The following is an 11,557-nucleotide window of genomic DNA, read 5'->3' on the forward strand; positions in this document are numbered from 1 at the left end:
AATATATCGTCAACCCAACCAAGGCATACTGTGTCAATAAACAAAAAACTACGCCATTTCCAGCGCCCGCTCCTTCACCACGCCCACGGCCGCAAATGCCTGTTCCAAATCCAGCATCAGGTCGCGCGGGTCTTCCACGCCGATGCTGAGGCGAATCATTTGGGCCGTGATGCCCATTTCGGCCTGCTCGGGCACCGAGATGTCGGAGTGCGTCATGGTGGCGGGGTGCTCGGCCAGGCTTTCGGTGCCGCCCAAGCTCACGGCCAGCTTGATGAGGCGCAGGGCGTTGAGGAAGCGGAAGGCTTCGGGCTCGCCGCCCTTAATATCAAAGGAAATCATGGAGCCGGGCGAGAGGCAGTGGCGGCGGTAGATATCCTGTTGGGCGGGGTTGTGCTCAAGGTGGGTGAGGTAGTAGGTGCGGGCCACCAGCGGGTGCTGGCGCAGCCAGTCGGCAATGGTCTGGGCCGATTGGGCGGCGCGCTCCATGCGCAGCTTCAGCGTTTCGAGCGAGCGCATGAGCATCCAGCCGGTGTTGGGGTCGCACATGGTGCCCATGAAGGTGCGCATGGCTTTGATTTCCTTCATCAGCGGCTTGCTGGCCAGGGCTGCGCCGGCAATGAGGTCGGAGTGGCCGCCCAGAAACTTGGTGGCCGAGTAGAGCACCACGTCGGCCCCGTGCTTGAGCGGATGCTGGAAAACTGGCCCGAGAAAAGTATTGTCCACCACCAGCCGAATGGGGTGCTCCGGGGTGCCGTGCTGGCGGGCCAGGGCGGCGCAGGCTTCCAGGTCGACGAGGTGGTTGGTGGGGTTGGCGGGGGTTTCGACGAAAATCATGGCCAGGCGGCCCTGCTCGATGCCGGCCACCTGGGCGGTGAGTTCCTCGGGGGTGGCGGTGGGGCGGAAGCCCACGGCGGTGATGCCGAACTTGGGCAGCACGTTTTTCAGGAAGAAGTCGGAGCCGCCGTACACCGGCTCGGAGTGCAGCACCACGTCGCCGGGCTTGAGCAGGGCCAGCAGCGTGGTGCTGATGGCGGCCATGCCGCTGGCGAAGCTGGCCGCTTCCTCGGCGCCGTCCCAGAGGGTGAGGCGGTGCTCCAGGATTTCCAGGCTGGGGTTGTTGAGGCGGGAGTAGATGAGGCCCATCTCCTCGTCGGGGTTGGCCTGGCGCAGGCCGTAGGCCAGCTCGAAGTAGGCCTTGCCCTGCTCGGCGCTATTGAAGACGAAGGTAGACGTCTGAAAAATAGGGGGTTTGATGGCGCCCTCGCTCCAGGCGGGGGTGTAGCCGTAGCTCATCATCAAACTTTCGGGGCGCAGGGGTTGGCCGCCGATGTGGGCATGGTCGTGAAGGGTGGGCATGAAATGATAATTGGGTGGGAAGAGAAGATTGGGAGCGTGAAGGTAGGATTTTGTTTTGGAGGAGAAACGCACAAAAGCCCCGCCGCGAGGGTGTGGCGGGGCTTTGGAGTTGAAAATGAGCCGGTTTATGGCGCTCCCGGCCGGGGGGCGCCCGCCTGGCCCACCGCAGTTTCACCTTCTCGTGCATGGCCGCCTCAACGCTGCCCCATTTCAGCACAAGCAGGATAAGTAGTGTCAACAGCGGCCAGAGCTTCGGGCTTAACAAGGAAGTTTATCGGCATCGAAAAGGGCGTGCCTTGGGATGAGCACCAATAAAAAAGCCTTCCCATGACAACACAGGAAGGCTTTTGACGTCTCAGGAAAAAAGAAATAAGCTACTGGCCACTGGCTTTGCGCAGCCGGTAAGAATCTACCTGCTGGCGCAGCACGGCCAGCAGACTGCCGTAGCGTTTCTGGGCTTCCTTTTTGTTTTCGAGCCGCTGCAAGCGCGCGTTTATCAAATCGGAAAAATCCTCTACGGTATAGGTGCGTTTTGGCGCGGTAGGCACGGGAAGTTGGTCAGTAGATTGCCGGGCAAAATAGCAGAAGGGCTGCGGAGCGTGCTCAGCCCTTCAAACTTAGCAGGTAAAACCTGAAAACCTAGAAACGGAACAGCGGGCGTGCCGGATTCCAGATGCCCCACGGAATCATGAGGAGCACCAGCAGCAGCGCCACGCCGAAGTACAGCAGGGCCTTGCGGTGCTTCTGGGTGCTGTCGGCGGTTTTCTTGACGGCGATGCGGCCCACCTGGGCCACAATGGCGGCCAGAATCATGACAACCACGTGCTCCATGCCGAAAAAGCGGGCGGTGGGGTCTTTCATGGCGCCGGCCTGCTTCATGGCGTTCAGGCCCCAGGGGCTCAGGCCGAAGTACAGGCCCAGGCCGATGAGCACCTGCAGCCACATAAAGCCTGAGAAGGCGGCGCTCATGCCGTTGTCGGCGCTCACAAACGGCCGGCGGCCGGAGTAGCCCACAAAGGCGCGGTACACGGCAATGAGGCCGAAAATTACCACGAGCCAGCGCGACCAGGAGTGCAGAATGAGAAGGGTTTGGTACATAAGAGAGGGAAGAGGGTAAACGAAACGGGCAACAGCGCCGCCGCGAAAGTAGCTTAGGCGACGGCCAGTTTCTTCTGGTCGCGGCGCACCACCGCCATAACCACAAACAGCGACACGTAGGGCAGCGCGCAGCCAATGCCAAACCAGCGCCAGAACGAGCGGCCGTGGTTGTAGGCCATAAACGCCGTCATCAATGGCATGAAAAATAGCGGCGTTAAAATAACAATAAGGGCTTCCAGCATCTCAATAATCAGAAAACAGCCGTCGCTTTGCAGCGTCCGCACCACGGCATTCAGACTGCCACAAAGGTAGGCCCTGGCCCCGGGCCGCCGCTGCCAATACCTACGTTGGGGCGCCTCAGGCCCTGGGGGGCTGCCGCTGCCGGGCTTCGGCTTGCTCCTCAGCGGCCCGCTCGCGCATGGCCACAAACAGCGCCACGAACACCGAGAAAAACGGCACCACCATGCCAAACGCAAACCATCGCCAGAACGAGCGGCCGTAGTTGTAGGCGATGTAGCCCGTGATGGGCGCAAAAACCAGCAGGGAAACGGCGAAAACGAGAACGAAGCGAAGGAACACAGCAGCGAAATAAAGACGGAGAGCAAGCCCGGAGCCGGCCCAAATGTTTAGCGCACTTTGCCGCGCTTCACCAGGTAAGCATACAGCACCTTCTCGAACGGCTCGCGCACATCCACGGGCACAAAGTCGATGCGCAGCTGCCCGCAGCGCTGGGCCAGTTCCTGCTCGTAGGCCGTCATGGCGGCGCGGTACTGCTCGCGTATCTGGGAGGGCTGCAGCTTGATTTCCTGACCGGTTTCCACGTCTTCGAAGATGTAGGGCCGCTCGGCAAAGTCGAAATCGGCTTCGGTGGCGCGGTCGAGCACGTGGAAAAGCAGCACTTCGTGGTGCTGATGCTTGAGGTGCTGCAGGGCGGCCAGGGCGGCCTCCTGCTCGGCCGCGCCGCGCCCCAGCATGTCGCTGAACAGGATGACCAGGGAGCGTTTCGGAATCTGCTGGGCAATGGCGTGCACGGTGCCGGCTACGTCGGTGCCACGCACGGTTTTGGGCGCCGGCGGGCGCTCCAGCAGTTGTTGCAGGGCCAGCAACAGGGTGTGGCGGTGCGTGCTGGTGGAGCGCACCGGCGTCTGCAGCTCCACGGTTTCGGCGAAGGTGACAAGGCCCACGGCGTCGCGCTGCCGGGTGAGCAGGGTAGTGAGGGCCGCCGCGGCCAGAATGCTGAATTTCAGCTTGTCGTGGCCCGGTGCGGGGTAATACATGCTGGGGCTCACGTCGAGCAGCAAGTGGGCGCGCAGGTTGGTTTCTTCCTCGTAGCGCTTCACGAAGAGCTTGTCGGTGCGGGCAAACACCTTCCAGTCGATGTGGCGCGTGCTTTCGCCGGGGTTGTAGAGGCGGTGCTCCGAAAATTCCACCGAAAACCCGTGGTAGGGCGACTGGTGCAGGCCGGTAATGAACCCATCGACCAGCTGGCGGGCCAGAAATTCGATGTTTTCGAAAGAGCGGATGGCGGCGAGGTCGATGGGCATGGGGTGGCAGGTGGGGAGGCGGTAGGGCAAATAAAAGCTTCTGTCATCCTGAGCGCAGCGAAGGACCTTATCGCCGTTGGGCACAACCGATGCAAACGTGAGAAGGTCCTTCGCTGCGCTCAGGATGACAGGCGGCTTGTATCACTAAGGTTCAAAGATACCCCAACACCCGGCCCGCCCCCGCCGTTTATCTTTACAGCACAATTCGTAAGTTGGCCGTCTCATTCAACCATCGACGCTATTTCCCACCCATACCCCCAACCCATCCCTGTGGACGACCGTCACGACCAGGAAGAAATTTATTCCCAACGCATTAAAGCCGGCAAGCGCACGTATTTCTTCGACGTGAAAGCCACCCGCGGCCAGGACTACTACCTGACCATCACCGAAAGCAAGCGCCGCCAGCACGGCGACGACTCGGTAAGCTACGAAAAGCACAAAATCTTCCTCTACAAGGAAGATTTCCTCAAGTTTGTGGACGCCCTGCAGGACGCGGTGGACTACGTGCGCGAAGAACTGCTGACCCCCGAAGAAGTGGCCGAACTCGACCGCCCGCGCGACTACGACGACCGGGACCAGCCCCGCCGCGATTTTGACCGCCCCGCCTTCGACCCCAACCGCAGCGACGACAGCTTCTAGAGCGTCCGTTTGGGCCAACAGCCTCGAAAAACGTCATGCTGAGCGAAGTCGAAGCATCTCTCCCGCGCAAGTAATTCATTTACTATGGCACGCGAGATGCTTCGACTTCGTTCAGCATGACGTTCTTTTTTACAACCGAACCCGATGCCCAGGCCGTACCTTTGCGGCCGAATTGCCTGCAATTCACTCATTCACTCAGTCACTCATTCACCCAAAATATGGGCCTCCGCTGCGGTATCGTCGGCTTGCCAAACGTCGGCAAATCGACTCTTTTCAACGCTCTTTCTAACGCCAAGGCCGAATCGGCCAACTACCCGTTCTGCACCATCGAGCCCAACGTGGGCGTGATTACCGTGCCGGATGAGCGCCTGCAAATCCTTGAAGCGCTGGTGAACCCCAAGCGCGTGCTGCCCACCATTATCGAGTTTGTCGACATCGCCGGCCTCGTGAAGGGCGCCAGCAAGGGCGAGGGCCTGGGCAATAAATTCCTGGCCAACATCCGCGAGGTCGACGCCATCATTCACGTGGTGCGCTGCTTCGACGACCCCAACATCGTGCACGTGGCCGGCGGCGTGGACCCCGTCTTCGACAAAGACGTTATCGACACCGAGCTGCAGCTCAAGGACCTGGAAAGCGTGGAGAAGAAGCTGCAGAAGTCGGAGCGCAGCGCCAAGGCCGGCGATGCCGTGGCCAAGAAGGAAGTGGTGTCGCTGCAGAAATTCAAAGCCGCTCTGGAAGCGGGCCAGAATGCCCGCGCCGTGGCCGCTTCCGAAGATGACCTGGCCGCCATTGCCGACCTGCAGCTGCTCACCGTCAAGCCCGTGATTTACGTGGCCAACGTGGACGAAGCCAGCATTGCCAGCAATGGCAACAAGCACGTGGAAGCCCTGCGCGAGCACGTGAAAGCCGAAGGCGCCCAGGTGGTGCTGGTGTCGGCCGCCATCGAAGCCCAGATTGCCGAGATGGAAGACCCCGAGGAAAAAGCCATGTTCCTGGGCGAATACGGTCTCACCGAATCGGGCCTGAACAAGCTCATCCGGGCCAGCTACGAGCTGCTGAACCTCATTACCTACTTCACCGCCGGCGTGCAGGAAGTGCGCGCCTGGACCATCCACCGCGGCGACAAAGCGCCCGCCGCGGCCGGCGTCATCCACTCCGATTTCGAGAAGGGCTTCATCCGCGCCGAAGTCATCAAGCTGCCGGATTATCAGGAGTACAAGACCGAGGTAAAAATCAAAGAAGCCGGCAAAATGGCCGTGGAAGGCAAAGACTACGTGGTGCAGGACGGCGACATCATGCACTTCCGGTTTAATGTGTAATTGCTTTCAAAAGAAAGTAAAAAGGCCTGACGTGTGAGCGTCAGGCCTTTTTTATTATGGGCTAGCAAGAGCAGACCCTGCTACTTCGCAATCTTAAACAACGTGCCTTTGGGAAGCTGCGTGCTGGTTTTCATGCCGTTGAGAATGGCCATTTCCTCGTAGCGCTTGCTGGGGATGCCGTTGGCGGCCAAGGCCGAGGCCAAGGTGGTGTTGCTGGCGGCCGATTTAATGCGGATATGCTCGGGCTGGCGGTTCAGCTTGCTGGCGTCGGTGAGGCGGGCGTAGCCCTGGGCGGCGCGCTGGAACTGGGGCGCGTAAGTACCGAAGTTGGAAGCCGCGGCTAGGCCCACGAAAGCGTACACGGTTTGGCCGTCCTGCAGCAGCTGGGCCAGCACGTGGGCGCCCTGCTGGCCGTCCTGTGCCGCCTGGTCGCCTTCAAACACGAGGGCCGGGAAGCCGTTAATGGTGGTTTTCTGGGCGCTGGCTCCCTGCACGCCAATGGCTTTGGCCAGGTCCTGCGCGGCGGCGTCGAGCGAGCCGTTGCCGGCGCCCAGGAACACCAGCAGCGCCTTGCCGTTGGGCTCGGCCATCTGGAACTTGTCGGGCGAGTTTTGCGACTTCCAGCCCGAGGGGATGGGGAAGCGGAACTTCAGGTCGGGGTGGTAGAACACGCCGCCTTCCACATAGCCCTGGCGCGGGTCTTCGCCGTAGGTGAGGCCCTCAATGGCTTTGAGGTACTGGTTGCGATTGATGGCCAGCGGGCGGTTGCCCACCGACTGCTTGGCTTGCGCGGCCAGGCTTTTCACGCGGGTGTAGCGGTCGGCCGAGTTGGGGTGGGTGCTCAGGAAGGTGGGGATGCTGCTGCCGCTTTGCTCCTCGGTACGTTGCAGTGTCTGGAAGAAGTCGGCCATGTGGCTGGCGTCGTAGCCGATTTTGGTCGAGTACTTCACGCCCAGGGCGTCGGATTCGTTCTCGTCGTCGCGGCCGTACTTGAGCATGCCCAGGCCCACCACCTGCTGGGCCACGCCGCCCACCGACTGCATCACGCGCGGCGCCAGCACCGAGCCCAGTATCATGCCGATGCCGGCAATGGTGCTGCGGGTTTGCTGCTTTTTGCCGTGCTGGGCGGTGATGTGGCCCAACTCGTGGCCGAGCACGCCGGCAAACTGGGCTTCATCATTGAAATACGCCATGATGCCGCGCGTGAAATACACGTGGCCGTCGGGCGTGGCAAAGGCATTGATAACCGGCGAGTCGACTACGGTGAAGCCGTAATCGCCGGGGCGGTCTGAAATGGCCGTCATCTGCTTGCCTTTGGCGTCGATGAGTTTCTGGAGCGAGGCGCTGTTGTAGAGGCCAAACTGGGCAATGACGGCCGGGTCGGGCTTGGCGCCCTGCAGGGGGCGGGCGGCGGGGGTGCGGGGAGCGGCCGGCGTGCGCGCGGCCCAGTCGGTGAGGCTCGAAGAGCTGGCCAGGGGCAGCAGCAAGGTCAGCAGCGCGCCAGTGCGCAGGCCGCGAAGAAGAGAGGTATTCATAGGAACAAATAAAGCGGCTTACGCCGGTGAAGGGCAACGAATGGGCTTGCAACGGAGCGGGCGGGGGCTAAGGTTGCGCTTACGCCCCGCGGCGTTTCTACTGCTGGCCTAGAAGCAGCATAGCTATTTCCCTGCCAGCTTGGGCAACGGCGCGTTTTTATTCATGGGAAGCACATGCACGCAATGAAAATATTGCGGCTCTTTCCTTTCGTGTTGGGCTATGAAACGTGGTATGTGTGTGTGGCGGGCGGCGGTAGTGCCGGCCGTGCTGCTTGCGGGAATAATGGGCTGCAGCCGGCACCCGGTGGCCAGCAATGCCGGCCGTTTCGCGGCCGTGCCGCCGGTCATCGACGGGTTGGCCACCGACTGGACCGACTCGCTCCGCTACGACCCCGGCAGCAAGCTGCAGTACCAGGTGCTAAACGACGGCCGCCACGTGTACCTGCGCCTCAAGGCCGCCGACCTGGCCACCCAGGCCCGAATACTGCGCCTGGGCCTCACGGTGTGGCTCGACACCACGGGCCGCAACCAGCATCAATTTGGGGTGCATTATCCGCTGGGCAACCAACCCGGCACCGGCGCCCCAACGCGTCCCGACGGCCCGGCGGCTGGCTCCGCTGCTGGCCCCAACGACCGGCGCGAGAGCATGGCCCAGGCCATCGGGCAGATGCGTGAAATGGAGTTGCTGCACTACAAAGGCAGCGCCGAGCCCACTCTGACCGATACCCAGTCGCAGCTGGGCGTGAAAGCCGCCATGAGCCTCGACGCGCAGGAAAGCCTGGTTTATGAGTTGGCCGTTCCCCTGCGCTTGCTTTACCGCACGCTGCGCACCCTCACCGGCCGCCCGGCCGTGGTGGGTTTCACCCTGGCCGGGGGCAAACTGGTAATGCCCGCACAAGGCGGCAGTATGCAGGGGCCGGGCATGCGCGGGGGAGGCATGGGAGGGATGCGCGGCGGCCACGGCGGCGGGGGAGGCATGCGGGGCGGCGGCATGCGGGGCGGCTATGGCGGCGGCCAGCAGGCCTCGGCCATTAGCCTGAAAACCAGTCTGCAGATAAGCAGCCGATAGGCGCCGCGTGGTTATTGTCGGCTGTTCATGTCCACGGTCTGGTAGCCGATGAGCAGGTCGGTGCGAGTGCCGGGCGGGCGGTAGTACACCAGCAGGTCGTACTGGTTTTCGGTTTGCTGGTGCGTGCCTTCGAAGTACACTTCGTCGGGCGCCGTGCCGCGGGCGCCGGCCACGGCAAAATCGTAGTTGTAATACCCCTGCTTGAGCAGGGCGTGGCCGGTGTACAGCTGCTTGGCTTCGTCGTAGGTCAGCCGGAATTCGTCCTTCAGCTGCCAGTCGGTCATGGCCCCGAAGGCGTATACCGGGCCGGGAGCGGGCTGGTCGGCCTTCAGCTGGAAGGTCACATCGAAATAGTCGGCGTTGGTGGCGCCGTTGCCGTACTCGCGGCTCTCGAACACGCGCTGGCCGTTGGCGTCCTGGTACTGGTTGTAGGCCAGCTTCTGGCGCGAGGTTTCGGGCTGCAGCTCCACAGCGGTGGGGTTGGCGCGCGGGTCGACGTGCAGCACGCCGATGCCCACGCTCTGGGCCGCGCGGGTGTCGAAGTAACGGTACTCGCTCAGGCCCGGAAACGCGTTTTCGAAGTTGAAATACTGGTATTCGAGCCGGCGCTCGGCGTCGCGCACGAAGGTGGGGCGCAGGTTGACCTTGGCGTTGTCCCAACGGAAGTTCTGGCGCAGTATCACCTTCACTTCGGCCGCGGGGTTCACCAGGTCCACCCCCGCGTAGCCAATGGCAAAATCGAGCTGCTGCAGGGTGTAGCGCTCCTGGCCGCCCACCACGAAGCCGGGCTTGAGGCCCACCTGCACCTGGTTTTCGTACACCAGCAGCCGGCGCGACACGACGGGCACCCCGCCGCTGCTCTGCACCACCAGCAGGTAATTGCCGCTGATTTTAACGCCCGGCGCCCGCAGGCGGTAGTGGAAATACGGCACCTTGGTGCCCGTGCCCACCCGGTAGTCGGTGATGAGAAACTCGTTTATCTCGTTCAGAAACTGCATGTCGGTCAGCACCGAGGGCTGCCAGTCCACGTCGCAGTGAATGAGCTTGGCCGTGTAGCGCTGGCTCTGGCTGCCCAGCACGTCAAACTCCAGCATAATGGCCTGGCTCTGGCCCAGCGGCACCACCGGCGGCTGAAACACCTCGTTGGGCTGGCCCGTGCCCACGTAGCACTGCACGCTGCGCACGTCGGGCGAGTAGGTGTAGTCCTGGTAGCGCAGGGTTTTGTCGGCGTAGTATTCGGGGGGCTTGGCGGTGCCCGCGCCCGCGCGGGCGGCGTTGGGGTCGGTGATGGGCGTGCCCAGCGGCACGCAGGCGGTGGCCAGCAGGAGGGAAGCGAGGGGAAGGAAGCGCATGGGGCGAAAGTACGCCTGCGGTGCTTTCTCCGTGCCCCCGGCGGGCCCGGCGCTCCTTACATTTGGGCGAAATCCTAAGCCCGTTCCGCCGTGAAGCCCTCCCGAACCCGAACCCTGCTCCTTGGGCTGACCGCGGGAGTACTTTATGCTTTTCTGGCTATGCTCATAGTCTCGGCCAATCGGAAAGGCGTTTCGTTGGCCTACATCTACGTGCTGCCGCTGGTGCTGGGCGCCATTCCCGTGTTGTTTTCCACCCGCGAACAGCTGCAGGCTTACAAGGATTATGTGCTGCTGCCTTGGGGCATCGTGATGACCTTCTTTTTTCTGTGTTTTATCAACGGGTTCGAGGGCATGATATGCCTGGTCATCATCGTGGGGCCTTTTGTGCTGTTGGCCAGCTTCGGGGCGTTTATCAGCCGGCTGGCCAAGCTACGCAACGAAGCCAACGGCACGAAGCTCTACGTGTCGCTGCTCCTGCTGCCCTTTTTCACGCTTTTGGTAGAAAGCTTCAGCAAGCCCACAGACCGGTTTTACACCGTCGCGACCTCAGTTCGCATCAAGGCCGGACGGGCGCAGGTGTGGCCCGCCATCAAAAACGTGCGCAACATCAACGCCAGCGAGATTGCGCCGCACTTCGTCCACCTCATCGGCGTGCCTAAGCCCCTCGACGGCCGGCTCGACCACGACGGCATCGGCGGTGTTCGGCGCATTACCTGGGAGAAAGGCATCCGGTTTCAGGAGCGCATCACGGCCTGGCACGACAGCACCGGCTTTGCCTACGACATCGACGTCGACCCGGCATCCATCACGCCCACCACGCTCGATGAGCACGTGATGATTGGCGGCGAATATTTCGACGTGGTGCGGGGCAGCTACCACATTGCGCCCGCCGGCCCCGGCCACTGCCTCGTCACCCTGAGCTGTACCTACCGCATCACCACCAACTTGCCCACCTACAGCCGGTGGTGGGCCGATTTCGTGCTTGACGATTTTAATGCAATGATATTGGAAGTCATCAAGCACCGCAGCGAGCAAACGGCCAACCTGTAGTTATTGGCCCCTGCATTCTCTCAATTTTCTCTACACTACTCACATGCTACAACTCGGACGCTGGATTGGCCAATACACCTTCAGTAATAAAGCTTACAACGAGATGCGTGGCTTCGAGCACACCACCTTCACCATTGATATTGACGACAGCAGCGGCAGCAGATTTACTGGTCGGGTACAGGACGATTTAACAACCGGCGGGACCGAAGGAATTGGCGAAATCAGTGGCAAAGTCAACGGTAGTGTCGTCGAGTTTGTGAAGCAAATGCCCGTTATGACGCTACTATTCAGCGACAGCGGGGAAAGCAGAACCTACAATAGAAAGCACAACAACATCTATTATTCGGGCAGGTTATCTGCAGATGGAAAATCAATTAGCGGAAGCTGGAAATTCAAATTTTCTATTATCTGGATTGGCTTCCTTCCCTATTTTTCAAAAGGAGTGGGCGGTACCTGGAATATGCAGTTGGTAGAAGAATAGATTGGCAGGTGAGCAGCAATGGTGAGCCGGGCTGCATAAATTTCACTGCGAAAGCCCATAAAAAAAGCCTCTTCCGAAGCAGTTGCTTCAGAAGAGGCTTTTGAATTTTGGAGC

13 protein-coding genes are annotated in these 11,557 nt (G+C 61.3%); 5 read left to right on the top strand and 8 right to left on the bottom strand.

Annotated elements, in window-relative coordinates; genetic code table 11:
• Positions 1-48: 48 nt before the first annotated feature.
• The 6 genes from MUN81_RS08615 to MUN81_RS08640 all read right to left on the bottom strand — a co-directional run bounded on the left by MUN81_RS08615 (position 49) and on the right by MUN81_RS08640 (position 3,998).
• Entirely contained in the window at positions 49-1,356 is a 1,308-nt protein-coding gene (locus MUN81_RS08615) for a cystathionine gamma-synthase family protein (RefSeq protein WP_245116886.1), read from the bottom strand.
• A 374-nt stretch (positions 1,357-1,730) separates the two neighbouring features.
• Positions 1,731-1,904 carry a hypothetical protein gene (locus tag MUN81_RS08620; protein WP_245116888.1) on the bottom strand — a complete coding sequence of 58 codons (174 nt, stop codon included), beginning with the start codon at positions 1,902-1,904 and terminating at the stop codon, positions 1,731-1,733.
• Between the two features lie 91 nt (positions 1,905-1,995).
• Positions 1,996-2,454 (bottom strand): hypothetical protein, encoded by a 459-nt coding sequence (locus MUN81_RS08625; protein WP_245116890.1) that lies wholly within the window; start codon positions 2,452-2,454, stop codon positions 1,996-1,998.
• Between the two features lie 53 nt (positions 2,455-2,507).
• Positions 2,508-2,645, bottom strand: a complete 138-nt coding sequence (locus MUN81_RS08630) for a hypothetical protein (RefSeq protein ID WP_245116892.1) — start codon at positions 2,643-2,645, stop codon at positions 2,508-2,510.
• A gap of 166 nt (positions 2,646-2,811) precedes the next feature.
• On the bottom strand, positions 2,812-3,033 hold the full coding sequence (locus MUN81_RS08635; protein WP_245116894.1) for a hypothetical protein: 222 nt from the start codon (positions 3,031-3,033) through the stop codon (positions 2,812-2,814).
• A gap of 47 nt (positions 3,034-3,080) precedes the next feature.
• On the bottom strand, positions 3,081-3,998 hold the full coding sequence (locus tag MUN81_RS08640; protein WP_245116896.1) for a DUF58 domain-containing protein: 918 nt from the start codon (positions 3,996-3,998) through the stop codon (positions 3,081-3,083).
• Positions 3,999-4,268: 270 nt separating this feature from the next.
• Here MUN81_RS08640 and MUN81_RS08645 point away from each other — a divergent pair, with 270 nt between their 5' ends.
• Together MUN81_RS08645 and ychF are read left to right on the top strand one after the other, a co-directional pair.
• Positions 4,269-4,637, top strand: a complete 369-nt coding sequence (locus MUN81_RS08645; RefSeq protein ID WP_190921887.1) for a DUF3276 family protein — start codon at positions 4,269-4,271, stop codon at positions 4,635-4,637.
• 218 nt (positions 4,638-4,855) lie between these two features.
• Positions 4,856-5,956, top strand: a complete 1,101-nt coding sequence (gene ychF / locus MUN81_RS08650) for a redox-regulated ATPase YchF (RefSeq protein ID WP_245116898.1) — start codon at positions 4,856-4,858, stop codon at positions 5,954-5,956.
• Positions 5,957-6,036: 80 nt separating this feature from the next.
• Here ychF and MUN81_RS08655 read toward each other — a convergent pair whose 3' ends face one another.
• Positions 6,037-7,491 carry a M48 family metalloprotease gene (locus MUN81_RS08655; RefSeq protein WP_245116899.1) on the bottom strand — a complete coding sequence of 485 codons (1,455 nt, stop codon included), beginning with the start codon at positions 7,489-7,491 and terminating at the stop codon, positions 6,037-6,039.
• A 220-nt stretch (positions 7,492-7,711) separates the two neighbouring features.
• Between MUN81_RS08655 and MUN81_RS08660 the strand changes: the two genes are divergently transcribed.
• Positions 7,712-8,560 (top strand): hypothetical protein, encoded by an 849-nt coding sequence (locus MUN81_RS08660; protein ID WP_245116900.1) that lies wholly within the window; start codon positions 7,712-7,714, stop codon positions 8,558-8,560.
• Positions 8,561-8,571: 11 nt separating this feature from the next.
• Here the strand turns inward: MUN81_RS08660 and MUN81_RS08665 are convergent, their stop codons facing one another.
• Positions 8,572-9,912: a DUF5103 domain-containing protein gene (locus tag MUN81_RS08665; RefSeq protein WP_245116901.1), complete on the bottom strand. Its 1,341-nt coding sequence runs from the start codon at positions 9,910-9,912 to the stop codon at positions 8,572-8,574.
• 159 nt (positions 9,913-10,071) lie between these two features.
• On the opposite strand from MUN81_RS08665, the gene MUN81_RS08670 reads away from it, so the two are divergent.
• Positions 10,072-10,962: a hypothetical protein gene (locus tag MUN81_RS08670; RefSeq protein WP_245116902.1), complete on the top strand. Its 891-nt coding sequence runs from the start codon at positions 10,072-10,074 to the stop codon at positions 10,960-10,962.
• A 43-nt stretch (positions 10,963-11,005) separates the two neighbouring features.
• Positions 11,006-11,443: a hypothetical protein gene (locus MUN81_RS08675; RefSeq protein WP_245116903.1), complete on the top strand. Its 438-nt coding sequence runs from the start codon at positions 11,006-11,008 to the stop codon at positions 11,441-11,443.
• Positions 11,444-11,557 lie beyond the last annotated feature (114 nt).

This window comes from Hymenobacter sp. 5317J-9, from assembly GCF_022921075.1.
Taxonomy (GTDB): domain Bacteria; phylum Bacteroidota; class Bacteroidia; order Cytophagales; family Hymenobacteraceae; genus Hymenobacter.